Origin of the sequence: Micromonospora sp. L31, assembly GCF_052068075.1 — a bacterium.
Lineage (GTDB): Bacteria > Actinomycetota > Actinomycetes > Mycobacteriales > Micromonosporaceae > Micromonospora > Micromonospora purpureochromogenes.
In genome coordinates, this window is sequence record NZ_JBQHDC010000001.1 from 92,516 (window position 1) to 117,707 (window position 25,192).

General features: G+C 72.2%; 22 protein-coding genes and 1 tRNA gene. 15 read left to right on the forward strand and 8 right to left on the reverse strand.

Annotated elements, in window-relative coordinates:
- The first annotated feature begins 235 nt into the window (after positions 1-235).
- From ACTMS9_RS00450 to ACTMS9_RS00460, 3 genes are all read left to right on the forward strand, one after another.
- The gene (locus ACTMS9_RS00450; protein ID WP_210777653.1) at positions 236-1,117 is read left to right on the forward strand and encodes a helix-turn-helix domain-containing protein; all 882 of its coding nucleotides are present in this window, start codon (positions 236-238) and stop codon (positions 1,115-1,117) included.
- The gene (locus ACTMS9_RS00455; protein WP_210777652.1) at positions 1,087-1,308 is read left to right on the forward strand and encodes a DUF397 domain-containing protein; all 222 of its coding nucleotides are present in this window, start codon (positions 1,087-1,089) and stop codon (positions 1,306-1,308) included. The genes ACTMS9_RS00450 and ACTMS9_RS00455 overlap by 31 nt, the downstream gene beginning before the upstream one ends.
- 150 nt (positions 1,309-1,458) lie before the next feature.
- Positions 1,459-1,866, forward strand: a complete 408-nt coding sequence (locus tag ACTMS9_RS00460) for a hypothetical protein (protein WP_441143563.1) — start codon at positions 1,459-1,461, stop codon at positions 1,864-1,866.
- On the opposite strand, the gene ACTMS9_RS00465 is transcribed toward ACTMS9_RS00460, so the two are convergent.
- On the reverse strand, positions 1,834-2,436 hold the full coding sequence (locus ACTMS9_RS00465; protein WP_441143561.1) for a hypothetical protein: 603 nt from the start codon (positions 2,434-2,436) through the stop codon (positions 1,834-1,836). The two genes, ACTMS9_RS00460 and ACTMS9_RS00465, sit on opposite strands and share 33 nt — an antisense overlap.
- 217 nt (positions 2,437-2,653) lie before the next feature.
- Here ACTMS9_RS00465 and ACTMS9_RS00470 point away from each other — a divergent pair, with 217 nt between their 5' ends.
- Positions 2,654-4,528, forward strand: coding sequence for a S8 family peptidase (locus ACTMS9_RS00470; RefSeq protein ID WP_441143559.1), 1,875 nt, complete (start codon positions 2,654-2,656; stop codon positions 4,526-4,528).
- Between the two features lie 103 nt (positions 4,529-4,631).
- On the opposite strand, the gene ACTMS9_RS00475 is transcribed toward ACTMS9_RS00470, so the two are convergent.
- The 3 genes from ACTMS9_RS00475 to ACTMS9_RS00485 all read right to left on the reverse strand — a co-directional run bounded on the left by ACTMS9_RS00475 (position 4,632) and on the right by ACTMS9_RS00485 (position 6,704).
- A complete protein-coding gene (locus ACTMS9_RS00475; RefSeq protein ID WP_088964318.1) occupies positions 4,632-5,438 on the reverse strand; it encodes a WecB/TagA/CpsF family glycosyltransferase in 807 nt (268 codons plus the stop codon).
- Positions 5,435-6,508, reverse strand: coding sequence for an NAD-dependent epimerase/dehydratase family protein (locus ACTMS9_RS00480; RefSeq protein ID WP_350797345.1), 1,074 nt, complete (start codon positions 6,506-6,508; stop codon positions 5,435-5,437). Before ACTMS9_RS00480 ends, ACTMS9_RS00475 begins: the two co-directional genes overlap by 4 nt.
- Positions 6,509-6,618: 110 nt before the next feature.
- Positions 6,619-6,704, reverse strand: a tRNA-Leu gene (locus ACTMS9_RS00485).
- Between the two features lie 214 nt (positions 6,705-6,918).
- Here ACTMS9_RS00485 and ACTMS9_RS00490 point away from each other — a divergent pair.
- From ACTMS9_RS00490 to pknB, 7 genes are read left to right on the forward strand one after another with little or no spacing between them, the layout of a single operon-like run.
- Entirely contained in the window at positions 6,919-7,713 is a 795-nt protein-coding gene (locus tag ACTMS9_RS00490) for an FhaA domain-containing protein (protein WP_154940880.1), read from the forward strand.
- Between the two features lie 6 nt (positions 7,714-7,719).
- Positions 7,720-8,205: an FHA domain-containing protein FhaB/FipA gene (locus tag ACTMS9_RS00495; protein WP_210777645.1), complete on the forward strand. Its 486-nt coding sequence runs from the start codon at positions 7,720-7,722 to the stop codon at positions 8,203-8,205.
- Positions 8,202-9,620: a BofC C-terminal domain-containing protein gene (locus ACTMS9_RS00500; RefSeq protein ID WP_441143554.1), complete on the forward strand. Its 1,419-nt coding sequence runs from the start codon at positions 8,202-8,204 to the stop codon at positions 9,618-9,620. Before ACTMS9_RS00495 ends, ACTMS9_RS00500 begins: the two co-directional genes overlap by 4 nt.
- A 29-nt stretch (positions 9,621-9,649) precedes the next feature.
- Positions 9,650-11,140: an FtsW/RodA/SpoVE family cell cycle protein gene (locus ACTMS9_RS00505; RefSeq protein WP_280838938.1), complete on the forward strand. Its 1,491-nt coding sequence runs from the start codon at positions 9,650-9,652 to the stop codon at positions 11,138-11,140.
- A complete protein-coding gene (locus ACTMS9_RS00510) occupies positions 11,137-12,642 on the forward strand; it encodes a peptidoglycan D,D-transpeptidase FtsI family protein (RefSeq protein ID WP_441163851.1) in 1,506 nt (501 codons plus the stop codon). The genes ACTMS9_RS00505 and ACTMS9_RS00510 overlap by 4 nt, the downstream gene beginning before the upstream one ends.
- Position 12,643: 1 nt before the next feature.
- Positions 12,644-14,071 carry a protein kinase domain-containing protein gene (locus tag ACTMS9_RS00515; RefSeq protein WP_441143550.1) on the forward strand — a complete coding sequence of 476 codons (1,428 nt, stop codon included), beginning with the start codon at positions 12,644-12,646 and terminating at the stop codon, positions 14,069-14,071.
- Positions 14,068-15,864 carry a Stk1 family PASTA domain-containing Ser/Thr kinase gene (gene pknB / locus ACTMS9_RS00520; RefSeq protein WP_441143548.1) on the forward strand — a complete coding sequence of 599 codons (1,797 nt, stop codon included), beginning with the start codon at positions 14,068-14,070 and terminating at the stop codon, positions 15,862-15,864. Before ACTMS9_RS00515 ends, pknB begins: the two co-directional genes overlap by 4 nt.
- A 71-nt stretch (positions 15,865-15,935) precedes the next feature.
- Here pknB and ACTMS9_RS00525 read toward each other — a convergent pair whose 3' ends face one another.
- Genes ACTMS9_RS00525 through ACTMS9_RS00540 form a run of 4 tightly spaced genes read right to left on the reverse strand, consistent with a single transcriptional unit; the run spans position 15,936 to position 19,588 of the window.
- A complete protein-coding gene (locus ACTMS9_RS00525; protein WP_210777640.1) occupies positions 15,936-16,586 on the reverse strand; it encodes an aminodeoxychorismate/anthranilate synthase component II in 651 nt (216 codons plus the stop codon).
- 4 nt (positions 16,587-16,590) lie between these two features.
- Positions 16,591-16,875, reverse strand: coding sequence for a hypothetical protein (locus tag ACTMS9_RS00530; protein WP_441163852.1), 285 nt, complete (start codon positions 16,873-16,875; stop codon positions 16,591-16,593).
- Between the two features lie 5 nt (positions 16,876-16,880).
- Complete coding sequence (locus tag ACTMS9_RS00535) at positions 16,881-18,785, reverse strand: class E sortase (protein ID WP_441163853.1); 1,905 nt, start codon at positions 18,783-18,785, stop codon at positions 16,881-16,883.
- The gene (locus tag ACTMS9_RS00540; RefSeq protein ID WP_441163854.1) at positions 18,782-19,588 is read right to left on the reverse strand and encodes a DUF881 domain-containing protein; all 807 of its coding nucleotides are present in this window, start codon (positions 19,586-19,588) and stop codon (positions 18,782-18,784) included. Before ACTMS9_RS00540 ends, ACTMS9_RS00535 begins: the two co-directional genes overlap by 4 nt.
- A 229-nt stretch (positions 19,589-19,817) precedes the next feature.
- Here ACTMS9_RS00540 and ACTMS9_RS00545 point away from each other — a divergent pair, with 229 nt between their 5' ends.
- The 4 genes from ACTMS9_RS00545 to ACTMS9_RS00560 all read left to right on the forward strand — a co-directional run bounded on the left by ACTMS9_RS00545 (position 19,818) and on the right by ACTMS9_RS00560 (position 25,040).
- On the forward strand, positions 19,818-20,081 hold the full coding sequence (locus ACTMS9_RS00545) for a cell division protein CrgA (RefSeq protein WP_441163855.1): 264 nt from the start codon (positions 19,818-19,820) through the stop codon (positions 20,079-20,081).
- Between the two features lie 285 nt (positions 20,082-20,366).
- Positions 20,367-22,565 carry a (Fe-S)-binding protein gene (locus ACTMS9_RS00550; RefSeq protein WP_441163856.1) on the forward strand — a complete coding sequence of 733 codons (2,199 nt, stop codon included), beginning with the start codon at positions 20,367-20,369 and terminating at the stop codon, positions 22,563-22,565.
- Between the two features lie 170 nt (positions 22,566-22,735).
- Complete coding sequence (locus ACTMS9_RS00555) at positions 22,736-24,043, forward strand: hemolysin family protein (RefSeq protein WP_441164413.1); 1,308 nt, start codon at positions 22,736-22,738, stop codon at positions 24,041-24,043.
- Positions 24,036-25,040, forward strand: a complete 1,005-nt coding sequence (locus ACTMS9_RS00560) for a hemolysin family protein (RefSeq protein WP_441163857.1) — start codon at positions 24,036-24,038, stop codon at positions 25,038-25,040. Before ACTMS9_RS00555 ends, ACTMS9_RS00560 begins: the two co-directional genes overlap by 8 nt.
- Positions 25,041-25,192 lie beyond the last annotated feature (152 nt).

Sequence of the window (25,192 nt, forward strand, 5' to 3'; positions counted from 1 at the left end):
GCGAGCGCGACACGTGAACGAGGCGCTTGATGACGCCGACCCCGGACCGGCACACTGGACGCCGGTTTCGCCCGACGCGGCCGGTCGACGACCGGCACCACCCCTGCCGCGAACGATCGCCCGCCGTTCGTCTGTCGCGCCTCGGCGGGTGTCGACGCAGGCGCGAGCCACCGGGAGGTAACCGGGTGAGCGCGAGGAACGGGGACCACCACCCGGTGAGCCGCGGGGTGCCGCGGTGAGCGAGCGGCGCAGCCCCACCATCCGGCGCCGCCGGCTGGGCGCCGAACTGCGCCGCCAGCGCGAGGCGGCGGGGATAACCATCGAGACGGTCGCCGAGCAGCTCGAGTGCTCGGCGTCGAAGATCTCCCGGATCGAGACCGGCCACACCTCCGCGACCCCGCGGGACGTCCGCGACATGCTGCGGATCTACGGCGTGGTGGGCGTCGAGAGCGACGAGCTCGTGCAGATCGCTCGGGAGGCCCGGCAGAAGGGTTGGTGGCACCCCTACAGCACCGTGCTGGTCGGGGCGTACGTCGGCCTGGAGGCAGCGGCCAGCTCGATCCGGGCGTACGAACAGCAGGTGGTCCCGGGCCTGCTGGAGACCGAGGAGTACGCCGGGGCAATGATCCGGGCGGCCCGCCCGGACTTCACCGTCGACCAGGTGCAGCAACGGGTGCGTGTCCGTCTGGGCCGTCAGTCGTTGTTGACCCAGGACGATCCGGTCGATTTGTGGGTGGTGCTCGATGAGGCGGTGCTGAGCCGGCCGGTGGGCGGCGACGCGGTGATGCGTGGCCAGCTCCAGCGGCTGGTGGAAGTGGCGGAACTGCCGAACGTGACGCTTCAGGTCCTGCCCTTCGAGGTGGGCGCGCACGCCGGCATGGACGGCACCTTCACCATTCTCAGCTTCCCCGAACCGAGTGATCCCGATGTCGTGTACGCGGAGAACGCCACGGGTGGGCTCTTCCTGGAGAAGAGCGACGAACTGCAGAAGTACAGCTTCATCTTCGATCACATTCGAGCAGCGGCCATTCGCCCGGAGGAATCCATAGCTCACATCGCGAAACTGGTAGAGGAGCCGCTGTGGAAATGGCGACCAAGGAGTTCCCCGTGGACCTGAGGCACGCGACGTGGTTCAAGAGCTCGAAGAGCGGGCCGAACTGCGACAACTGCGTCGAGGTGGCGTACGTGACCGGGGCGGTCGGCGTTCGGGATTCGAAGGACAAGACGGGCCCGGCCCTGGTCTTCGCTCCGGGAGACTGGCACGCCTTCGTCACCCGGACACGGAGCGGCGGGTTCGTCCAGCACTGATCGACGCAACGTGGCGTTGACGACGGGTCGGCCGGGGATCCCTCCGGCCGGCCCGTCGCCAGTTGCGTTCCGTCTCGTTGAACCCCTCGATACGGCGCTGGTCGACAACCCGCCGCACGGATCGGAAACCGAGCGAGGCAGGCGAGACGGATGACGACGATCGGTTCAGACAACCTCACCAACGGCCCGGGCAAGTCGGAGCGCTTCGGCGGCAAGTACCGCGGCGCGCGCCGGGACACCGTGCTCACCGAGGTCGTGTCCACCGACAGCGAGGTCGGCGGGCGGGACGCCGGGTCGGCCGCGCCAGAGCAGGCCGGGCCGCCGCTGACGCTGCCCTCGCTCGACCCGAACCCGCTGACCGAGCCCTCGTTCCCGCCGGCCGGGTGGCCGCTGGAGCCGAGCGAGTCGCTGGTCGACCACCCGCTGCTGCGCGGCTTGCTGATGGAGTTGCCGCCGAAGGGCAGCGTGCCGCCGCCCGGCTGGCTGGACCGCTGGTTCGAGGCGACCCGGGCGATCCTGGAGCTGCTATACGTGCAGGGGCCGAGCCGCACGCGCTGAGGTCGCCGCCGCCTCCGGTAACGCCCGCTCGGCGAGCCGGCTGTGGCGGAGCGCCAGGCGTACCCCGATCGCGATGACCGCGAGACCGCCCAGGGTGACGGCCGGTCCGGTCAGGCGGGGGTCGGCGGCGAGGTCCAGCCCCGCGGCCGACAGCACCGGCGGCAGTGTGGCCAGCGCGGTGACCTGCACCGGCAGGCCGATCAGCGGATGCGCCCCGGCGGCCCGCAGGCCGTGCGGCGCCGGCGTCTCCGGCGCGGTGGCGAACGCGCCGGCGCCGGCCCGGAGCCGGCGCAGCCGCCGCACCGTGCAGACCGCGACGGCGAGCGCCGGGCCGGCGGCCAGGCCGAGCCCGGCGGCGGCCCGGTCGACCGGCGTCGCGCCGGCACTGGTCAGGCCGACCGCCAGCACCGCCGCCGTCAGGCCGAGGCCGGTCAGGGTCAGAGCGAGCAACCATCCGGTACGCCGGCGGAGTGCGCGGGCGTGGTCCAGCCGGGGCAGTCGGTCCGCCACCACACCGGCGGCCAGCCAGACCGCGGCGATCGGCAGCAGAACGATGAGATGGCCATCCATGTGCTCAGCCTTCTCCAGTTCGGCGGTCGGCGAATCCGGGGCCGGCCCCCGGTTCGCCCCCTAGCTCACCCGTAGGGGCATCTCGCCGACGTTATGGACGCTTCGACATGTTTAACTCCCGGACCTCACCGATCTACCCTCATGTGGATCGGCAACCATCGATCAACCTCGGATTCGCGGGTGGACGGTCGGCTGCCGGTCGGAGGGAGGTAGGGAGATGGGTCTTTCACACAGGTCCGCACTCGTGGGGGTGGCCACCCTGGCGATGTTGGCAACCGCCGCACCCGCCATGGCCGCCGAGCCCGTCGGGGTGATCCGGGAAGCGGGTGGGGCCACCGCCGTGCCGGACAGCTACATCGTGGTCTTCAAGGACAGCGCCGTCGGCCGGAGCCGGGTGGGTGACAACGCCCAACGGCTGGTCGGCAGGCACGGCGGCCAGGTCGCCCGCACCTACACCGCCGCGCTGCGCGGCTTCGAGGTCAAGGTCGGCGCGACGGCGGCGGCCCGGATCGCCGCCGACCCCGCGGTGGCGTACGTCGAACAGAACCACACCGTCTCCATCTTCGGCACGCAGGCCAACCCGCCCTCCTGGGGCCTGGACCGGATCGATCAGCGCAACCTGCCGCTGAACAGCTCGTACACCTACCCGACCACGGCGTCCAACGTGCGCGCCTACGTCATCGACACCGGCGTGCTGTACGGGCACAACGACTTCGGCGGCCGGGCGGTCTCCGGCTTCGACGCGGTGGACGGCGGCTCCGCCGACGACTGCAACGGCCACGGCACGCACGTCTCGGGCACCGTCGGCGGCTCCTCGTACGGCGTGGCCAAGGGCGTGCAGATCGTCGGTGTCCGGGTGCTGAACTGCCAGGGCAGCGGCACCAACGCCCAGGTCGTGGCGGGCATCGACTGGGTGACCGCGAACGCGGTGAAGCCGGCCGTGGCGAACATGAGCCTCGGCGGCTCCGCCAACAGCTCGATCGACACGGCGGTCACCAACTCCATCAACTCCGGCATCACCTACGCCGTCGCCGCCGGCAACGGCGACATCTTCGGCAACCGCCAGAACGCCTGCAACTACTCCCCGGCCCGGGTCGGTTCGGCGATCACGGTCGGTGCCACCCAGAACAACGACGCCGCCGCGAGCTTCTCCAACTTCGGCACCTGCGTCGACATCCTGGCCCCGGGCGTCAACATCACCTCCGCCTGGTACACCGGCAACAGCGCGACGAACACCATCAGCGGCACCTCCATGGCGTCGCCGCACGTCGCCGGCGCCGCGGCGCTCGTCCTCTCGGCCAACCCGTCGTGGAGCCCGCAGCAGGTTCGCGACAACCTGGTCAACGCCGCGACTCCGAACGTGGTGACCAACGTGGGCACCGGGACCCCGAACCGACTGCTCTACGTGGACAACGGCACCACCCCGCCGACCAACGACTTCTCGGTCTCGGTGTCGCCGACCTCCGGCTCCACCGCCCCGGGCGGGTCGGTGACCGCCACCGTGGCCACCGCCACCACCAACGGCTCCGCGCAGTCGGTCAGCCTCTCCGCCAGCGGCCTGCCGGCCGGCGCGACCGCCTCGTTCAACCCGTCGACGGTCACCTCGGGCGGCTCGTCCACGCTCACGATCGCCACCTCGGCGAGCACCCCGCCCGGCACGTACACCGTCACCGTCACGGGCACGGCCGCGTCGGGCACCCGTACGGCGACGTACTCGCTGACGGTGACCGGCTCGGGTGGTGGTGGCTGCTCCGGCAGCAACGGCACGGACGTCGCGATCCCGGACACCGGTGCCACCGTGTCCAGCTCGATCGTGATCTCCGGGTGTGGCCGCAACGCCTCGTCGGCGTCGACCGTCGCGGTGAACATCGTCCACACCTACCGCGGTGACCTGGTCATCGACCTGGTCGCCCCGGACGGCTCCGCGTACCGGCTGAAGAACAGCAGCTTCTTCGACGGTGCCGACAACGTCAACGCCACCTACACCGCGAACCTCTCGTCGGAGGCGGCGAACGGCACCTGGCGGCTCCAGGTGCGCGACGTCTACTCGGGCGACACCGGCTACCTCAACACCTGGACCCTGACCCTCTGACGCACCCTCGCCGCGGGGCTCCTTCCGACCGGAAGGGGCCCCGCACCATGCCTGGCCGGGCCCGCCGGCTCCGCGGACCTGCCGGGTGGCGCGGCTGCGCGGGTCAGACCGAGAAGGTGGCCGGGCGTTCCGTGGCCGGCGCCGGGGGCTGCGCCTTCCACAGGCCGGTCTTCTGCCCGGCGAGGCGGGTCAGGTACGCCGGGTTGAGGATGACGTACCGGCGCCAGAGCCGCTTCGGCTCCAGGCCGAGCCGCCAGAACCACTCCAGCCCGGCCCGCTGCATCCACGCGGGCGGCTGCTTGAGCAGGCCGGCGTGGTAGTCGAAGGCCGCGCCGACCGCCATCAGCGGCATGTCCAGCAGCGGCCGCATCGCGTACGCGAAGACCTCCTGGCGCGGGCAGCCCAGGCCGACCAGGACGAGCCGGGCCCCACTGGCCCGGATCCGGTCGGCGATCTCCACGTCCTCGCCCGGCTGGACCGCGCGGAACTTCGACGGCTCCACCCCGGCGATCTTGAGCGCGGGGAACATCCGCTCCAGCGCCGGGATCAGCCGGGCCAGCGTCTCCTCGGTGGAGCCGTAGAGGTAGACCGGCAGCCCCTCCTCGGCGAAGCGGCGCAGCACGTGCAGGGTCAGCGTCGGGCCGTAGACCCGGTCCGCCAGGCCGGCGTGGTGCAGCAGGTTGAGCGCCCAGCGGACCGGCTGGCCGTCGGGGGTGACCACGTCGAAGGAGTTCAGCCGGGCGTTGTGCGCCGGGTCGAGCACCCCGGTCATCACGCCGTGCACGGCCAGCGCGGTCAGCGCCAGCGGCCGGCGCTCGTGCGCGGCGGCCACCACCTGTTCGGTCGCCGAGGCGTAGTCGGTCGCGTCGACCAGGACGCCCAGGACGTTCCGCTTGCCCTTGCCGGTCATGCCTGTGGCACCCACTTGTCGACGTTGGCCTCGTAGATCTCCCGCATGATCATCGGTACGTCGTAGACCTGCTTCCAGTCCGGGTAGTCCGCCTGGAAGGCCTCGTTCGAGCCGATCCACCACTTGTGGTCGCCGATCCGGTTCGCCTCGACGTACTCGGTGACCATCTCCCGGCCGGTGATCTGCTCGGCCAGCGTGAACGCCTCGCGGTTGGAGGTGTTGGAGTGCCGGCCGCCGCCCAGGTTGTAGACGGCCGCCGAGCGCGGGTTGCGGAAGAACGCCTCGAACGCGGAGACCACGTCCGAGCTGTGGATGGCGTCCCGGACCTGCTTGCCCTGGTAGCCGAAGATCTTGTACGTGCGGCGCTCCATGTTCGCCCGCATCACGTACCCGAGGAAGCCGTGCAGCTCCGTCGCGGAGTGCGCCGGGCCGGTCAGCGTGCCGCCCCGGAAGCAGGCGGTCTTCATGCCGAAGTACCGGCCGTACTCCTGCACCATCACGTCGGCGGCGACCTTGGAGGCGCCGAAGACCGAGTGCAGGCAGGCGTCGATCGACATGTCCTCGCGGATGCCCTGCTCGTACGGGTGGCCCGCCTCGATCTCCCACCGGGTCTCCAGCTCCACCAGGGGCAGGCTGTTCGGGCGGTCGCCGTAGACCTTGTTGGTCGAGCAGTGGATCACCGGTGCCTCGATGCAGTGCTCGCGCACGTTCTGCAGCACGTTGAGGGTGCCGCCGGCGTTCACGTCGAAGTCGGTGAAGGGATCGCGCACCGCCCAGTCGTGCGAGGGCTGCGCGGCGGTGTGGATCACCACGGCGATGTCCCGGCCGTAGCGCGCGAAGAGCTTCGCCAGTGAATCCCGGTCCCGGATGTCGATGCTGTGGTGCGAGTACGCGGACCCCAGCTCGTCGGCGAGCCGCCGGACGTTCCACGCGGTCGACGCCTCGGCGCCGAAGAACTCCTGCCGCATGTCGTTGTCGATACCGACCACGTCCAGGCCGAGACCGGCGAAGTGCCGGACCGCCTCGGACCCGATCAGACCGCCCGACCCGGTCACCAACGCGACACTCACACGCCACTCCTGGTCAGTAGGAGGCTGGGAAACCCTCGGAGCATAGCGTGACGTCCGGCACGCTCCGATACGAGTCGAGGGCCCCGCAAGCTGCGGAGCCCTCGTCGATCTGGTGGGGAAGGGGGGAGTTGAACCCCCACGTCCTTTCGGACACACGGACCTGAACCGTGCGCGTCTGCCATTCCGCCACTTCCCCGTGGCTTGACCTCGAACACTGTAGCTGGTGCTGATCCCGCTGTCGCCAGCGGGCCTACGTGTCCTGCGTCATCGCCTCGACTGGTTACGCTCCGTGGAGCGGTCACCGCCTCGGCGGACGAAACATTAGCACGCCCGGAGGGCCCCTTCCGAACGGGCCGGCACGCGCCCGCCGAGCGGCGCGCGAGCTGCATGCGCGCCGGCCGGATACCATCATGTCCTCGGGACCCGAGGAGGAGCCGGTGAGCGTGCTGCAACGCTTCGAGAAGCGTCTGGAAGGCCTGGTCGAGGGGGCCTTCGCCAAGGTCTTCAAAGGGGTGGTCCACCCCGTGGAGATCCTCAACGCCATGCAGCGGGAGGCCGAGGCGCACAAGGCCATCCTGGCCGGTGGGCGCACGTTGGTGCCCAACCGCTACGTGATCGATCTCTCGCCGTACGACCACAGTCGGCTGGCGCCGTACGCCGCCGCGCTGGCCCAGGAGCTGGCCCAGTCGCAGGCGGAGTTCATCGGCGAGCAGGCGTGGACGGTCTACGGCGACGTGATCGTCGAGATCGAGCGCGGCGAGGGACTGGACACCGGCATGTTCCGGGTCACCGCCGAGGTCTACACCGGTGGCGAGGTCGCCCCGGTCTCCGCGCCCGGTGGCTACGACGCCGGCCCGCCGGCGTACCCCGCGTACGACCAGGGCGGGGGATACGGCCCGCCGCCGGGACACGGCGCCGGCGCCCGCAACGTCCGGCTGGTCTCCGGTGACGGCCGCACCTACCCGCTCCAGATGGGGTCGACGGTGATCGGTCGCGGCGACCAGGCCAACCTGCGCCTGCCGGACGTCGGGATCTCCCGGCGACACGCCCGGCTGGACTTCGACGGCGGGCAGGTCGTGCTGACCGACCTCGGGTCGACCAACGGCACGATGGTCAACGGCCAGCGCGTCTCCGCGGTCGCCCTCAACCCCGGCGACATGATCCAGCTCGGCACGACCACCCTGACCTTCCGCGTGGACGGCTGACGCGCCTTGCCGGAGCTCGTCATCACCGTCGCCCGGTTCGGGTTCCTCATCCTGCTGTGGATCTTCGTGTTCACGGTGGTCGGCGTGATCCGCCGCGACCTCTTCGCAGGAGCCCGGTCGGGCCGGCTGGTGGCCGCGCCACGCGCGGTGGGCGCCTCCACCGGCCAGGCGGCGAAGCCGGCGAAGGTGAAGCGGGGCAGGGCCGCGCACCAGTTGGTGGTCACCGCCGGCCAGCTCGCCGGCACCCGGATCACCCTCGGCGAAGCACAGATCACCATCGGACGGGCCGAGGACTCCACCCTCGTCATCACCGACGACTACGCCTCCGCGCGGCACGCCCGGCTCGTGCCGCGCGACGGGCAGTGGTTCGTCGAGGACCTCGGCTCGACTAACGGCACCTACCTGGATCGCGCTAAGGTCTCCGGACCAACCCCCGTCCCCCTCGGCGTGCCGATCCGGATCGGCCGCACTTCTCTCGAATTACGGCCATGACTCTGACCCTGCGCTATGCGGCCCACAGCGACCGCGGTCTGATCCGAGACGGAAACCAGGACTCCGTCTACGCCGGGCCGCGGCTCCTCGCCGTCGCCGACGGCATGGGCGGCATGGCCGCCGGTGACGTCGCCAGCAACATCGTCATCGGTGCCATGGCGCCGCTCGACGAGGACGTCCCAGGGGACGCCCTCGTCGACGCGCTGCGCTCGGCCGTGGGCACCGCCAACCAGCAGCTCCGCGACACCGTGGACGCCAATCCGCAGCTGGAGGGGATGGGCACCACGCTCACCGCGACCCTCTTCTCCGGCAGCAAGCTCGGAATGGTCCACATCGGTGACTCGCGGGCCTATCTCCTGCGCAACGGTGAGTTCGCGCAGATCACCAAGGACGACACCTACGTCCAGATGCTCGTGGACGAGGGCCGGATCAGCGCGGAGGAGGCGAGCAGCCACCCCCAGCGCTCGCTGCTCACCCGCGCCCTGGACGGTCGCGACATCGACCCGGAGTACAGCGTCCGCCAGGTGCTGCCCGGTGACCGCTACCTGATCTGCAGCGACGGGCTCTCCGGCGTGGTCAGCGCGGACACCATCGCCGACACCATGCGGGAGTACACCGACCCGCAGCAGTGCGTCGAGCGGCTGGTGCAGCTCGCGTTGCGTGGCGGCGGCCCGGACAACATCACCGTGATCATCGCGGACGCCACCGACCAGGACATCGTTGAGGCGAGCCCGATCGTCGGCGGTGCCGCGTCCCGGGACCGGGGCATGGCCACCTCGGCCGACGTCTCCACCCCGGCCGCCCGCGCCTCGGCGCTCTCCGCACCGCGTCCCCCGGTGCCGGAGGACCCGGCCGCCAACCGGGACGACGAGCCGGATCGCCCCCGCCGCCGGCCGCTGCGTACCGTGGCGATGCTGGTGGCGCTGCTGGTGATCCTGGGCGGCGGTCTCTTCGCCGGCTGGAGCTACACGCAGCGGCAGTACTACGTCGGGGCGACCGAGCAGGGGCAGCTCGCGGTCTTCCGTGGCGTCCCCGGCCAGGTCGCCGGGCTCGACCTGTCCAGCGTGCACTCGACCAGCCAGGCCAAGCTGGACGATCTCACCCTCGCCGCGCAGGAGCAGGTCAAGCAGGGCATCCAGGCCAAGAGCGAGCCCGACGCGGTCCGCCGGCTGGCCGAGCTGACCCTCGACGACCCGGCCAACCCCAACCTCAAGCCGGTCTGCCCGCCGAGCCCGACCGTGGCGGCGAGCGCCTCCCCGGTCGCGCCGACCGGCAGCCCGGCCCCACCCACCCCGACCGCCAGCCGCCCGCCGGCCGGCACCGTCACCCCCGCGCCGACCACCACGCCCGACGCCCCGGCCTCCGACCCGGTACCGCCGGTCGTGGATCCGGCGGGCTGCCGGTCGACCGAGTGAACGTCGGCTGAGAGCCCGAGGATCGATCCGTGACCGCAGCCGCCACACCGGCAGTCTCGCCCGCCACAACGGGCGAGCAGCCCGGCGTGCGCCTGGCCCGGTCCCGGCGCAACGCGGAACTCTCCCTGCTGCTGCTGGCCCTGGTGCTGGTGGCGGCGTACGCGGCGATCGTCGAGGCGAACATGCTCGACACCGTCACCCCGGACTTCTGGATGCCGGCGGCGGCGCTGGGCGTGGTCTTCCTCGGCATGCACCTGGTCATCCGGTGGCTGGCACCCTTCGCCGATCCGGCCCTGCTGCCGGCGGTCGCCCTGCTCAACGGGATCGGGGTCGGCTTCCTGCGCCGGCTCGACCTGAGCAAGGCGGCGCCGGTCGAGCGGGAGACGCTGGCCGTCTTCGCCGGCACCGGCGGTCGGCAGCTCGCCTGGACGCTCGCCGCGGTGGTCCTCGCCGCCGGGCTGCTCGCCCTGATGCGCGACCACCGCTCGGTCTCCCGGTACGCGTACACCCTGGGTCTGGCCGGCATCGTGCTGGTGATGATCCCGGCGGTGCTGCCCGGCCGGTTCTCCGAGATCAACGGTGCCAAGCTCTGGATCCGGGTCGGGGGCTTCTCCATCCAGCCCGGTGAGTTCGCGAAGTTGGCCCTGCTGGTCTTCTTCGCCTACTACCTGGTCCGCAAGCGCGAGGTGCTCTCGCTGGCCAGCCGCCGGATCCTCGGCATCGACTTCCCCCGTGGCCGGGACCTCGGTCCGGTGGTCGTGGTGTGGCTGATCAGCCTCCTGGTCCTGGTCTTCGAGAAGGACCTCGGCACCTCGCTGCTGTACTTCGGCATGTTCGTGGTGACGCTCTACATCGCCACCGAACGGGTCAGCTGGCTGCTGATCGGTCTGGTCCTCTTCTTCGGCGGCGCCTATCTCGCGTACGTCCTGGGTGGCACCGTCGGCGGGCCGTTCGCCAACTTCTACACCCGGGCGGAGATCTGGCTGGACCCGTTCGCGGAGCCGTACGACCGGGGTTACCAGCTGGTGCAGGGCCTGCTCGGCCTGGGCAGCGGCGGCCTCTTCGGCACCGGCCCGGGTGCCGGCGAGCCGCTGGAGATCCCCGAGGTGCAGAACGACTTCATCTTCGCCGGCATCGGCGAGGAGATCGGCCTGTTCGGGCTCACCGCGTTGCTGGTGACCTACCTGCTGATCGTCGAGCGGGGACTGCGGGCCGGGCTCGCCGTCCGGGACTCGTTCGGCAAGCTGGTGGCCGGCGGTCTCGCCTTCACCCTCGGGCTCCAGGTCTTCGTGATCGTCGGCGGGATCAGCAAGCTCATCCCGCTGACCGGTCAGACCACGCCGTTCCTCTCCGCCGGTGGTTCCTCGCTGATGGCCAACTGGCTGCTCATCGCGGTGCTGCTGCGGATCTCCGACGCGGCCCGCCGCCCGGTGACCCAGGGCTCCGGCCCGGCGGCCCGACCCGCTGGCGGCCCGCCGGAGCAGCTGCACGGTGCTCCCACGGAGGTGATCCGGCCGTGAACGCACCCCTGCGCCGCGTCGGCGTCGTCGTCATGATCCTGTTCGGTCTGCTCTTCGCGAACCTGAACTGGATCCAGGCCTACAAGGCCGACGAATACCGCAACAGCGACTACAACGGCCGGGTCCAGGTGGCCGAGTACGAGCGCCGGCGCGGCAACATCGAGGCTGGCGGCACCGCCTTCGCCACCAGCAGGGAGACCAGCGGCAAGCTGAAGTTCCTGCGCGCCTACCCCGGCGGGGCGAAGTACGCGCACGTGCTCGGCTACAAGCCGGTCAACCTCGCGGACACCGGCATCGAGCGGGTGGAGAACGAATTCCTGGCCGGCACCAGCGACGCGTTGATCGCCAACCGGATCAAGGACATGTTCACCGGCGACGAGACCGGTGGCGGCAACGTGCTGCTCACCCTCTCCAAGCGGGCCCAGGACACCGCGTACGAGCAGCTGCGCAACAACAACAACGGGGTGAAGAAGGGCGCGGCGATCGCCATCGACCCGCGTACCGGGGCGGTGCAGGCGCTCGTCTCGATGCCCAGCTTCGACCCGAACCCGCTGGCCGACCACGACACGAACCAGGCCTCCGCGGCGTACAACCGGCTGGAGCAGGACCCGGACGGTCCGCTGAAGAACCGGGCGCTGTCGGAGACGCTGCCCCCCGGCTCCACCTTCAAGATCGTCGTCGCGGCGGCGGCCCTGGAGAACGGGGTCGGCAAGAGCACCCAGATCCCGGCCGGGGCGAGCTGGACCCCGCCCACCTCGGGTTCCCCGATCCGCAACGCCGCCCCGTCGATCTGCCCCGAGCCACAGGTCAGCCTGATCGAGGCGGTTCGGGAGTCGTGCAACACCGGCTTCGCCCAGCTCGGCGTGAAGCTCGGCGCGGACACCGTCAAGGAGAAGGCCCGCCAGTTCGGCTTCGAGCAGGACGACCTCACCGTCGGCCAGCTCGGCGAGGACGGCCTCACCGTCGCGCCGAGCCGGACCGGCGCGATGGAGGCCCCCGGCGGCGGCACCGACCCGGCCGCGCTGGCCCAGTCCTCCATCGGGCAGCGCGACGTCAAGATGACCCCGTTGCAGGGCGCGCTGATCGCCGGCGCGGTCGCCAACGGCGGCAGCCAGATGCGGCCGCACCTGGTCAGGCAGCTACTCGCGCCGGACCGCACCACCAGCTACTACACCGCCAACCCGCGTCCGCTGCGTCAGCCGGTCAATGGCACGGTCGCCGCCGACCTGCGGGAGATGATGGTCGCCGTCGTGCAGAGCGGCAGCGGCACCAATGCGCAGATCAGCGGCTACACGGTCGGCGGCAAGACCGGTACCGCCCAGTCCGGGCCGCAGACGCCCGACCACGGCTGGTTCATCGGTTTCGCCCTCGACAAGAACGGCACCCCGATCTCCGCGGTCTGCGTGGTGCTGGAGGAGGCGGGCAGCGGCGGCAGCGCCGAGGCGGCCCGGATCGCCGGCCGGATCATGCGGGCGGCGATCGCCGACTCCGGGGGCCGCTGACATGCTCCACCCCGGCGTGCAGCTCGGCAACCGCTACCGCCTCGACGAGCGGATCGCCAGCGGCGGCATGGGCGACGTGTGGCGCGGCACCGACCAGGTGCTGGGCCGTACGGTGGCGGTGAAGAGCCTGCTGCCGGCGCTGCTGGACGACCCCGGTTTCGCCGAGCGGTTCCGGGGCGAGGCGCGCACCATGGCCACCATCAACCACCCGGGCGTGGTCGACGTCTACGACTTCGGCAGCGACCAGCAGATCGCCTTCCTGATCATGGAGTACGTCGAGGGCGACGCGCTGTCGGCGACGCTGAGCCGGGTCGGCCGGCTCACCCCGGCCCGGACGATGGCACTGGTCGCCCAGGCGGCCGACGCGCTGCACGCCGCCCACGAGAAAGGCATCGTGCACCGGGACGTGAAGCCGGGCAACCTGCTGGTCCGGCCGAACGGGACGCTGGTGCTGACCGACTTCGGCATCGCCCGCTCCGACCTGGTCGGGCAGCTCACGGCCGCCGGCTCGGTGCTCGGCACCGCCTCGTACATCTCTCCGGAGCAGGCCACTGGCGCGGTCGCCACCCCCGCCTCCGACGTGTACGCGCTCGGCGTGGTGGCGTACCAGTGCCTCGCCGGCCGGCGTCCGTTCGACGGGGACAACCCGCTCGAGATCGCGATGAAGCACGTCCGGGAGGCGCCCCGGCCGCTGCCCGGCGACATCCCGCCGCAGGTCCGGGCGATCGTGGAGCGGGCCCTGGCGAAGGATCCCGCGGCCCGCTGGCCCAGCGCCGCCGCGCTGGCCTCGGTGGCCCGGCAGGCGAAGCTCGCGCTGTCCCAGCAGGCCCGCGCCGGTGGGCACGCCGGCCCGGTCTCCGGGGCGCCCGCCTCCCCGGCCGCCCCGGTGGCCCGCGCCCAGGTGCCGGCCGCCGGACAGCAGCACCGGCCGCCCGCGCTGGCCCAGCAGCACCGCCCGCCGGCCGCCGGACAGGCCCGCCCGCCGGTCGCCGCGCGGCAGCCGCAGCCGCCCGCCGCGGCGCAGCGCCAGCCGGCCCCGGCCGGGCCGCAGTCCCGGCCGCCGGTCGCGCAGCCCGCGCCGCCGCGCGGGGTCGGGTCACCGGCCCCCACCCGGTCCGACCGCCCCGTCGGGTACGCCCGGCAGCCGGTCCCGGCTGCTGTTCCGCCGCGTCGTTCCAGGTCAGGGATGGTGACCGTGGCCATCCTGCTGGCCGTACTGGTCCTGGTCTGCTCCGGCGTGATTTCCTACAGGGCGCGGCAGGGCGCGCTGACCGGTGACCCCGGCGCATCCGGCCCGCTGAGCGTGACGTCCGGCGCGGTGAGCGCGTACGGGCGCGACGATCTGGCCCAGAAGCCGTACCGTCGGGTGGAACGGCTTCGACCGGGTGGCGGCGAGACGACGACGAGCGAAGGACGACGAACGCGATGACAGCGCAGGCCCGCCTGCTCGGTGGCAGGTATCAGGTCGGCGAGCTGCTCGGCTACGGCGGCATGGCGGAGGTTCACCGTGGTCGTGACCTCCGGCTGGGCCGGGACGTCGCGATCAAGATGCTCCGCACCGACCTGGCCCGGGACGCCACCTTCCAGATGCGGTTCCGCCGGGAGGCGCAGAACGCCGCCTCGCTGAACCACCCGGCGATCGTCGCCGTCTACGACACCGGCGAGGAGACCGCGCCGACCGGCGAGACGCTCCCGTTCATCGTGATGGAGTTCGTCAACGGCCGCACGCTGAAGGAGGTCCTCGGCGTCGAGGGCCGGCTCCAGCCGCGTCGGGCGCTGGAGATCTGCGCCGACATGTGCGCGGCGCTGGAGTTCAGCCACCGGCACGGGATCATCCACCGGGACATCAAGCCGGGCAACGTGATGCTCACCCAGACCGGCCAGGTCAAGGTGATGGACTTCGGCATCGCCCGGGCGCTGGCCAGCGGCGCGACCACGATGACCCAGACCAGCGCGGTCATCGGCACCGCGCAGTACCTCTCCCCGGAGCAGGCGCGCGGCGAGTCCGTGGACGCACGCTCCGACGTCTACGCCGCCGGCTGTGTGCTCTTCGAGCTGGTCTGCGGGCACCCGCCGTTCGTCGGGGACAGCCCGGTGAGCGTGGCCTACCAGCACGTACGGGAGGCCCCGCCGACGCCGAGCGACATCAACCCGGACGTCAACCCGGCGGTCGACGCGATCGTGCTCAAGGCGCTGTCGAAGAACCCGCTCAACCGCTACCAGAGCGCCGGCGAGATGCGGGCCGACCTGCTCCGGGCCGCCGCCGGCCGGCCGGTGCTGGCCACCCCGGTCATGCCGCAGGACGAGACGGCGCACCTGGCGCCCGCCGCAGGCGGGTACCCGACGCAGGTTGTCGGCGCACAGACCCGGCAGCAGGCCCCGGCGCGGGTCGGCGACCCGGGTCGGCGCAAGAGTTCGGCCTGGGTGATCGCCGCGTTCGCCGCGGTCGGCGTGCTGGCGGTGATCGCCCTGGTGGCGGCGCTGCTGCTCAACAACCGCGGCCCGGAGACGGTCCAGGTGCCGAACCTGGCGGGCAAGGACCAGGCCACCGCCTTCACCGAGATCCGCAACGCCGGGCTGGTGCCAGGGCTGGGGGACGATGTCTTCGGCCCCACCTGCAAGAAGGGCACGGTCGCCGAGCAGACTCCGGCCGCCGGCAGCAGCCTGGAGGAGAACCGCCAAGTGACCGTCCGGATGTGCGGCGGTCCCGCCACCAAGACGGTCCCGTCCGGTCTGGTGGGCGGCACCTTCGAGAGCGTCAAGACCACCCTCGAAGGCCAGGGCTTCCGGGTCAAGCGGGAGACCAAGGACAGTCCCAAGGAGAAGGACACCGTCATCGCGGTGGACCCGCAGTCCGGTGAGAAGGTGGCCGAGGGCGCGGAGATCACCGTGACCGTCTCGCTGGGCAACATCCGCGAGGTGCCGCGGGTCATCGGCCTCACCGAGGACGAGGCCCGCAAGGAGCTGACCGACGCCGGCTACAAGGTGCGGGTGCGCGACGGCGACGAGGTGCCCGCGGCGGAGGCCGGCCGGGTCACCGACCAGAGCCCGAATGCGGGAACCAACCTGGCCAAGGGCAGGGAGGTCATCATCGAGGTGTCCATCCCCGAGCCCACCCAGGAGCCGAGCCCGCCCACCGCGACTCCGAGCAGCCCGACCCCGACCACCGGCACCGGTGGCGGCCTGTTCCCCCCGCCCCCGGACGGTGCCCCCGCCCGGTGAGCTGGACGCAGCACTGACGAAGGCCCGGTCCCGTGCCGAGGGACCGGGCCTTCCTGCTGTCGTGGTGGTGCTCAGGTGTTGGCGAAGGCGGCCCGCCGTCGCGCGTCCACCTCGGCCGCCAGCTCCGGAGCGCGGTCCAGCGCCTCCGGGTGGCCGCAGGCGGCCAGCCAGTTCGCCAGCATCAGGTGACCGCCCTCGGTCAGCACCGACTCCGGGTGGAACTGGACGCCCTCGATCGGCAGCGTCCGGTGGCGCATCGCCATCACGACGCCGGACCCGGTCCAGCCGGTGACCTCCAGCTCGTCCGGCAGCGTCTCGGGGAGCACGGCGAGCGAGTGGTAGCGGGTGGCGGTGAACGGGTCCGGCAGCCCGGCCAGCACGCCGACCGAGTGGTGGCGTACCTCCGAGGTCTTGCCGTGCAGCAGCTCGGGGGCCCGGGTCACGGTGGCGCCGAACGCCTCACCGATGGCCTGGTGGCCGAGGCAGACGCCGAAGATGGGCAGCTTGCCGGCGTACTCCTTGATCACGTCTAGGCAGATGCCGGCGCGGTCCGGGCTACCCGGGCCGGGCGAGAGCAGCACCCCGGCCGCGTCGAGTCGGCCGACCTCGGCCACGTCGATCTCGTCGTTGCGGCGGACCTCGCAGTCGACGCCGAGCTGGCCGAGGTACTGCACCAGGTTGAAGACGAACGAGTCGTAGTTGTCGATGACCAGGACACGCATGGGCTCACTCGTCCGGGGAGGGGGGCGGGGTGTTGTTCTGGTCGGTGTCGTACGGCAGCTCGTGCTCGTCGCCGGACGGGGCGTCCTGCTCGACGCCGGGATCGGCGGGGTCGCCCGGCACGCCGGTGTCCTGGGTGACCTGCACGTCGTCGAAGGGGGTCACCAGGGGTTCGGCCCAGGGGAAGACGACGTACCAGAGCAGGGCCACGGTCGCGGCGGCGAGCAGCAGCGAACCGGTGATCTTGCCGGTCAGGCCGAAGGGCAGTTTGCGCCAGATCCAGGAGTACATCGTCGTCAGCCTCCCAGCGCCGCCGGGCGGCCCTCGGACTTGGGAATGCTGGCCGCGGCGTCCAGCTCGGCGTGGATGATCAGGCGCTGGTAGTTGTCGAACTTCGGGTTGCAGGTGGTCAGGGTGAGCAGCTTCTTCGGCTTCTCTCCCGGCCCCAGCTTGATCGGCGCCGGGGCGACGACCTCCACCTGGTCGGGGCGGACGATTCGACTCTTGATCACCTTGTAGACGTACCAGTCGGTCTTGGTCTCGACGACGATCGCGTCGCCGTCATTGAGCTCGTCCAGCCGCCAGAAGGTGGCCCGGTTGCGGTGCCCGGCGACGGAGAAGTTGCCGACCTGGCCGGGCATCGCGCTCTTCGGGTAGTGGCCCGGGGCGTACCGGATGTCCTTCTGCGTGACGCCCTCCACCACGACCCAGTTCTTGTCGAGCTTGGGGATGTAGAGGCCGGCGATCGGCCTGCCCTCCACCGGGGGCTTGGGCTTGGGCTTGGCCGTCGTACCGGCGGACGGCGCGACGGTGGGGTCGCCGCTCGGGCCCCATTCCTGCGCCAGTTGGCTGCTCAGGTCGCCTTGGTGGGCGTCGACGATGGCCGACTTGCCCCAGATCTCGTACCCGGCGAAGAGCAGCACCACCAGACCGAAGGTGATCAGCACCTCGCCGGTGACCCGGACGCCGGAGCGCAACCGGGACGCCAGGGACGGCCGGGTCAGCTCCGAGTAGACGCTCTTGTAGCCCTCGCCGGTCTGGTGCGGGCGGAGCTGGACCACCCGCTCGCCGCGCCGGGGCTGCGGCGGCTCGGCGGGCTTGTCCTCGGCCGGGCCGTCGCGCTCGGGCACGGGGGGCACCGCGCCCATCAGCGCCGTCGAGTCCAGCGCCGGCCGGGCGGGTGCGGGGCGTCCGGTCACCGCCGGGATGATCGCGGTGGCCGCCGGGTCCGCGAACCGGTCCGGTGCGCCGCCGGCCCGGTAGGCGCCGGTCGGCGCGCTGTCCGGGCCGCCGCCGGTACCCCAGGCGTCCGTTCGACCGCCGGAAGCGGCCACGCTCGCGGCTCCACCCTCGGAACCGGCCGCGCGGGGCCGGTCACCCTCCGGCGCGACCGCGCGGGGCAATCCGCCTTCCGGGACGGCCGCGCGGGGCAGGCCACTCTCGGGAGCGGCCGCGCGGGGCGGGCCACCGTCGGGAGCGGCTGCGCGGGGCAGGCCGGGTCCGCCTGGGCCGGCCTCCGGCGCGGGTACGCCGGGACGGACCCCGCCGGACGGGTACGGGTGCCCCGGGTCGGCGAGGTCGCCGGCGGCGGGCTGCCGGGTACGGCGGGCCTCGGGTGGGCTCGCCGGACGGTCCGTGGGACGGGCGGCGACGATCGGGAGGAAGGCGGTGGGCGCCTCGGTGGCGGGCTGCGGCCGTACCCCGGATCGGGGCTGATGGTCGGCGGCGGCCGCCGGGGCGGGCGCGGCCGGGCGCTCCGACGGCGCGGATGACCGGTGGATCGCCGGCGCGGCCGGCGGCACGGCGGCCGGGGCCGACGGTGGCTGAGCGGCGGGCGCGGCCGGGCGGACCGGGGCGTTGCCGGGCCACGCGGGCGGCGCGGGGCGGGTGGGGCCTTCGGTCGGGCGGGCCGGCGCCGGGCCACCGGAGAACGGGTGGGCCGCCGGGCGGTCGGCTGTCGGGTCGACGGACGGCTGCCCCGGGTCGGCGGTCGCGCGGTCGGTCGTCGGGTCGGGAGCGGCCGATCGGGGGGCCGGGCCGGGCGGGGTCGGAGGCCGGTTCGCGGACGACCGCGACGGCAGCACCGGGTCGGGCCAGCTGTTGCGGCGGGCCGGCGGGGTCGAGCCCTCGACCGTGGGGATGACCGCGGTCTCCTCGTCGCTCCGGTCGCGGTGGCGCGGGTCCCTGCCGTCGGGACTCATCGGGGCACCGTCGCCGATCGCAGAGCGGTGGAGTCCTCGAAGGCCGGCACGGTCACGGAGGAGACGGTCTCCTTGTAGCCCAGCTGGTAGTGCTCGACCGCCTGCTTGAACAACCCGACTCCCTCAGAGCCGGCGAGGGCCTGCTGGAGGGCAGCGGGATCGCCGATTGCTACGATCTTGAACGGTGGGGAGTACACCCGGCCGTGCAGCAGCAGGGTGTTACCCACGCAGCGTACCGCGCTGGTGGACAGCACGCGGACGTTCATGATTGACATGGCCTCCGCGCCGCCGGACCAGAGCGCGTTCACCACCGCCTGCACGTCGCCCTGGTGGACGACCAGGTCGTCGTTGGTCGCGTCCTTGGGCAGGGTCTGGTCGTTGCGGCGGGGCGCGTCGTCCAGCTCGACGGTCACGCCCGGCCCGGACAGCGCGGTGAACCCGGCGGCCTCCAGGCTGCGCCCGGCCCGGTCGCGCTGCTCCTTCACGGGACCGTCGGTGTCGGCCAGCGCGGCGGTCTGGCTCTCGACCTCGGCGCGCAGCCGGGCGGCCCGCAACTCGCTGGCCGCCACCTGCTCGCGCCGGTCCTCGATCAACTGGGTCAGCTGGGGCCGCCGGTCCTCCCGCAGGGCGGTGCCGCCGGCGGTGGTGGCGGTGGTGGTGAAGAGCAGCCCGGCTGCGGCGGCGATCAGCGGCACCCCGATCGACCAGCCCGGTCGCCGCTGCCGCGGACGCCGGGGCAGGAGCGCGGCGACCGCGCGCCGCATGGCCTTCTGCCAGGACGCCGCGCCGGATGTGTACTCCACCGAGCGTTCCCTCCGCCTCGTCTGGTTGGTGCCCGCCACGACGCCGACGGGCGCGGTTGCGCCGGGGCGTTTCCCTCTTTCCGGTCACTCCGCGCACCGGCCTGACCCCATTCGTGGCTTGGACGGGCCGTCCGGACTACGCTAGCTGTCGAACATTATTGGCCATGGACCGTCGCCCCCGCGCCCGGTTGTCAGGCCGGACGAGGTCGTCACCCCTCTGGAGAGCGTCGTGCCCAAGTCTCAGGTCCGCAAGAAGAAGGTGTACACCCCGCCGACGGACGTGCGTCCGACGACGACGGCGGCGACGCGCAAGCCTAGCCCGGTGTGGCTGCCGGCGACCGCGGTCGCGCTGATCGTCGGCGGCATCGGCTGGCTGGTGGTCTACTACCTCTCCGAGCAGGAGTACCCGGTCGCCACCTGGGGCTACTGGAACCTCGCGGTCGGCTTCGGCGCGATGGTCTCCTCGCTGATCCTGCTCTCCCGCTGGCGCTGACCCGGCCCTCTGTCGAGGCGGTGCCACGTCACCTTCGCGGAACCCTGCCCGGCGCTCCGGCGCCGGGCACCCTATGGTGTGCGCAGGGCGGCGTGGCCGGGTGCGAGAAGACTCACGTTACTGCTGGGTAACCTTGCGCGTAGGCTGCACTGCATGACCGAGCGGAGCGAGGTCATCGACCGGCCCGGTCGATCAGGTGGCAGCGGCGCGACGCCGGTGACTCCCTGACACCGGCCACCCGGTCGCCGAGCCGCTCGACAGGCAGCAGACCGGGAGGCCAACTCGATGGGCAGCGTCCAGATCGTCACCACGATCCTCGCGGCCGCCATCACCGCCGTGGCGGTGTGGCTTGCGGTGCGCGCGGTCATGAAGATGACGGCCGTCATCCGGCTCGGGCAACCCGCCCCGGAGCGGTTCACCGACAAGGGCGCCCGCACCAGGACCATGCTGGTGGAGACCGTCGGCCACACCCGCATGCTCAAGTGGAGCGTGGTGGGTGCCGCGCACTGGTTCGTGATGGTCGGCTTCATCGTGCTGTCGCTGCTGGTGCTCGAGGCGTACTTCGAGGTGGTGACTCCGACCGGCGGGCTGCCGATCATCGGGCACTGGACGGTCTTCGGCCTGGCCACCGAGGTCATCGGCGTGCTGGGCCTGGTCGGCATCCTGGTGCTGATGGCGATCCGGCTGCGCAACCGGCCCACCCGGCCGGGCGGTCGCTCCCGGTTCACCGGCTCGACGATGTGGCAGGGCTACTTCGTCGAGTGGATCGTGCTGCTGGTCCTGATCTTCGGGTTCGTGATCCGGGGCTTCAAGGTCGCCACCGACCACTTCGAGTACCCGGCCTGGGCCACCCCGGTCAGCCACGCGGTCGGGGCGGTGCTGCCCGACTGGCAGGACGGGGCCAGCGTCGCCGCGCTCATCAAGATCGCCATCTCGATGACCTGGCTGATCGTCATCTCGCTGAACGTGACCATGGGTGTCGCCTGGCACCGCTTCCTGGCGTTCCCCAACATCTTCTTCAAGCGTGAGCCGGCCAAGCCCGCCGGCTCCGGCCTCGGCGCCCTGCGGCCGATGATGAGCGAGGGCAAGCCGCTCGACTTCGAGGAGGCCGACCCGGAGAAGGACCAGTTCGGCGTCGCCCAGGTCGAGCAGTTCACCTGGAAGGGCCTGCTGGACTTCAGCACCTGCACCGAGTGCGGCCGCTGCCAGTCGCAGTGCCCGGCCTGGAACACCGGCAAGCCGCTGTCGCCGAAGCTGCTGATCCTCAGCCTGCGTGACCACGCGTACGCCAAGGCGCCGTACCTGCTGGCCGGCGGCGGCAAGGACCTCACCGGCGAGGAGAAGGCCACCGCCGCGCAGCTCGCCCACATGGACGTGCTGGCCCTGGCCGAGGCGGACAAGCCGCTGATCGGCACCGCCGAGGAGGGCGGGGTCATCGACCCCGACGTGCTCTGGTCGTGCACCACCTGCGGCGCCTGCGTCGAGCAGTGCCCGGTCGACATCGAGCACGTCGACCACATCGTCGACATGCGCCGCTACCAGGTGCTGATCGAGTCGAGCTTCCCGTCCGAGGCCGGCGTCATGCTCCGCAACCTGGAGAACAAGGGCAACCCGTGGGGCGCCCCGCAGAACACCCGCGAGGACTGGACCAAGGGCCTCGACTTCGAGGTGCCGCGGGTCGGCGAGGTGGACGACTTCGAGTACCTGTTCTGGGTCGGCTGCGCCGGCGCGTTCGAGGACCGGGCCAAGAAGACCACCCGCGCGGTCGCCACGCTGCTCAACGAGGCCGGCGTCAAGTTCGCCATCCTCGGCGAGGGCGAGACCTGCTCGGGCGACCCGGCCCGCCGGATCGGCAACGAGTTCGTCTTCCAGATGCTCGCCCAGCAGAACGTCGAGACCCTGAACGAGGCGTTCGAGGGTCGGGAGAAGGCCAAGCGCAAGATCGTGGCCACCTGCCCGCACTGCTTCAACACGCTCGGCAACGAGTACGGCCAGCTCGGCGGTGAGTTCGAGGTCGTGCACCACACCCAGCTCCTGGCGCACCTGGTCTCCACCGGCAAGCTGACCCCGGTGCAGCCGGTGGACGGCGGGGTCACCTACCACGACCCCTGCTACCTGGGCCGGCACAACCGGGTCTTCGCCGCGCCGCGTGAGGTGCTGGGCGACGCGATCGCCGGCGAGCTCACCGAGATGCCCCGCAACAGCGAGCGCTCCTTCTGCTGCGGCGCCGGTGGCGCCCGGATGTGGATGGAGGAGAAGATCGGCAAGCGGATCAACGTGGACCGGGTCGAGGAGGCCATGGCCACCGGAGCGCGGACGGTCGCCGTCGGCTGCCCGTTCTGCTCGACGATGCTCAACGACGGGGTCAACGGCAAGGGCGCCGGCGAGCAGGTCGAGGTCATCGACGTGGCCAGCGTGCTGCTCCGCTCGGTCAAGCCCGAGCAGATGCAGGGCGACAAGGAGACCGAGCCGGTCGCCGGCTGAGGCGTACCCCCGGATCACCGGACACCCGACGGCGGTGGCACCCACCAGGTGCCACCGCCGTCGTCGTGCTCAGGAGACGCGGGCCACCAGGGCCGCCTCGGGCGAACTCGTGCGCCGCGAGCGGCCGTGGAACAATCGCGCTCATCGACGGCCTGTTGCTCGGCACGCTGTTGCCCCTGGTCGGCTTCGTGCTGCTGACCGCCGGCAACGCGTTCTTCGTCGCGGCCGAATTCGCCCTGGTCACCGTCGACCGGGCGGAGATCGACCGGCGCGCCGACGCCGGGGACGCCGCGGCGGCCACGGTACGCCGCGCGCTGCGCGGGCTGTCCTTCCAGCTCTCCGGTGCGCAGCTCGGCATCACGCTCACCGCGCTGCTCACCGGCTATCTCGCCGAGCCGGCGCTGGCCCGGCTCTTCACCCCGGTGCTACGGCCGGTGGGCGGGGCGGAACGGTTCGGCCCGCTGCTCGCCCTGGCGCTGGCCACCCTGCTCTCGATGCTCTTCGGCGAGCTGGTGCCGAAGAACCTCGCGCTGGCCCGGCCGATGCCCGCCGCCCTGGCCACCGCCGGGCCGATGCACCGCTTCTCCCGGACCTTCGGCTGGCTGATCCGGGCACTGAACGGGTCGGCGAACCGGCTGGTCCGGGCGCTGGGCGTGGAGCCGCAGGAGGAGTTGGCCAGCGCCCGCTCCCCGGAGGAGCTGGGGCTGCTGGCGGCCATCTCGGCCCGGGCCGGTGCGCTGCCGCCGGACATCGCCATGCTGCTGCGCCGCACCATCCGCTTCGGCGACAAGCGCGCCGCCGAGGCGATGACCCCCCGGGTCGACGTGATCGCGCTGCGGGCCACCGCCACCGTGGCCGAGCTGCTGGAGGCGTCCCGGCAGACCGGACGGACCCGCTTCCCGGTGTACGAGGAGACCCTCGACCTGGTCACCGGCGTCGCCGGCGTACCGGACGCGCTCGGGGTGCCGCTGGCCCGCCGCGACTCCACCACCGTCGCGGCGGTGGCCCGCGAACCGGTGTACGTGCCGGAGAGCCTGGACCTCGACGGCGTGCTGGCCGCGCTGAAGGACGCCGGCGCCGACCTGGCCATCGTGGTCGACGAGTACGGCGGCACCGACGGCGTGGTCACCATCGAGGACCTGATCGAGGAACTGGTCGGCGAGATCGCCGACGAGTTCGACCCGGACGCGGTGGACGACGCCGGCGCGGCCGAGCTGACCGTCCCGGGCGGCGAACGGACCGTCCTGCTCGACGGGGTGCTCCGCGAGGACGAGCTGGCCGAGCAGACCGGCTTCCGGCTGCCCGAGGGCCCGTACGAGACGCTGGCCGGGTTCCTGATGGCGCGGCTGGGCCACATCCCGGTGCCCGGCGAGACGGTCGAGGAGTCCGGGTACGAGTTCACCGTGGTCGAGGTGGAGCGGCACCGGATCGAGCAGGTCCGCATCGTGCGCCCGGAGGAGCCGGACGGCGATGACTGAGCTGCTGGTCGCCCTGGCGTTGCTGCTCGGCAACGCGTTCTTCGTGGGCAGCGAGTTCGCGCTGATCGCGTCCCGCCGTACCGTGGTCGAGCCGCTCGCGGCGACCTCCCGGCGGGCCCGTTGGGCGCTGTCGGCGATGAACCAGATCCCGCTGATGATCGCCGGGGCGCAGCTCGGCATCACGGTCTGCTCGCTGGGGCTCGGGGCGATCGCCGAGCCCGCTCTGGCCCACCTGATCGAGCCGGCTTTCCACGCGCTGGGGCTGCCGAACTCGGCGGTCCACCCGCTGTCGTTCCTCATCGCCCTCGCGGTGGTGGTCTTCCTGCACACCGTGGTCGGCGAGATGGTGCCGAAGAACATCACCCTGGCCGGGCCGGAGCCGTCCGCGCTCTGGCTCGGGCCGGCCATGCTGGCGTTCTGCGTGGCGACCAAGCCGCTGCTGGTCGCGATGAAGTGGGCGGCCCGTCAGGTGCTGTGGCTGTGGCGGGTGGAGGCGACCGAGGCGGTGAAGACGGTGTTCACCGCCGAGGAACTCGCCGGGCTGGTGTCGCAGGCGCGCACCGAGGGTCTGCTGGACGCGGAGGAGCACGCCCGCATCACCGGGGCGCTGGCCCTGCACCGGCGGACCGCCGGGGACGCCCTGCAACCCTGGTCGACGGTGACCACGGTGGCCGAGGACGTCTCCCCGGCGTCGCTGGAGGTGCTGGCCACCCGGACGGGCCGGTCCCGCTTCCCGGTGGTGCAGCGGTCGACCCGCCGGGTGCTCGGCTTTGTGCACGTCAAGGACGTCCTGGGGTACGCCGGGGCGTCCCGCCGGGCCCCGGTGCCCGCCGACGTCTACCGACCGCTGGCGGTGGTGCCGCCGGACCGTACGCTGGCCGACCTGCTGCTGGCGATGCGGCGCGAGCGGCGGCACATGGTGTTGGTGAGCGACGGTCGCCGGCCCCTCGGCGTGGTGACATTGGACGACGTATTGACAGCGGTCGTTGGAAAATGAGCCAACACCCTTTGTGTGCAGGTGGTTGCACAGGCGTGATGCTGTAATGACCCACCTTGAATTCGTACGGACGGTTCCCTAATGTGGGGCACCGACCGCTGTGGGTCGTCTGCCTCCGTCTTCCCCTCAGCGAGGCGCCCGGCGGTCGGTCG

Excerpts from the sequence above, each read along its gene's own strand:
- ACTMS9_RS00530 (WP_441163852.1), bottom strand. The coding sequence starts at position 16,875 with ATGTACTCCTGGATCTGGCGCAAACTGCCCTTCGGCCTGACCGGCAAG.
- ACTMS9_RS00515 (WP_441143550.1), top strand. The coding sequence starts at position 12,644 with ATGCTCCACCCCGGCGTGCAGCTCGGCAACCGCTACCGCCTCGACGAG.
- ACTMS9_RS00490 (WP_154940880.1), top strand. The coding sequence starts at position 6,919 with ATGTCCTCGGGACCCGAGGAGGAGCCGGTGAGCGTGCTGCAACGCTTC.
- ACTMS9_RS00465 (WP_441143561.1), bottom strand. The coding sequence starts at position 2,436 with ATGGATGGCCATCTCATCGTTCTGCTGCCGATCGCCGCGGTCTGGCTG.
- ACTMS9_RS00500 (WP_441143554.1), top strand. The coding sequence starts at position 8,202 with ATGACTCTGACCCTGCGCTATGCGGCCCACAGCGACCGCGGTCTGATC.
- ACTMS9_RS00535 (WP_441163853.1), bottom strand. The coding sequence starts at position 18,785 with ATGAGTCCCGACGGCAGGGACCCGCGCCACCGCGACCGGAGCGACGAG.
- ACTMS9_RS00525 (WP_210777640.1), bottom strand. The coding sequence starts at position 16,586 with ATGCGTGTCCTGGTCATCGACAACTACGACTCGTTCGTCTTCAACCTG.
- pknB (WP_441143548.1), top strand. The coding sequence starts at position 14,068 with ATGACAGCGCAGGCCCGCCTGCTCGGTGGCAGGTATCAGGTCGGCGAG.
- ACTMS9_RS00455 (WP_210777652.1), top strand. The coding sequence starts at position 1,087 with ATGGCGACCAAGGAGTTCCCCGTGGACCTGAGGCACGCGACGTGGTTC.
- ACTMS9_RS00550 (WP_441163856.1), top strand. The coding sequence starts at position 20,367 with ATGGGCAGCGTCCAGATCGTCACCACGATCCTCGCGGCCGCCATCACC.
- ACTMS9_RS00460 (WP_441143563.1), top strand. The coding sequence starts at position 1,459 with ATGACGACGATCGGTTCAGACAACCTCACCAACGGCCCGGGCAAGTCG.
- ACTMS9_RS00560 (WP_441163857.1), top strand. The coding sequence starts at position 24,036 with ATGACTGAGCTGCTGGTCGCCCTGGCGTTGCTGCTCGGCAACGCGTTC.
- ACTMS9_RS00475 (WP_088964318.1), bottom strand. The coding sequence starts at position 5,438 with ATGACCGGCAAGGGCAAGCGGAACGTCCTGGGCGTCCTGGTCGACGCG.
- ACTMS9_RS00470 (WP_441143559.1), top strand. The coding sequence starts at position 2,654 with ATGGGTCTTTCACACAGGTCCGCACTCGTGGGGGTGGCCACCCTGGCG.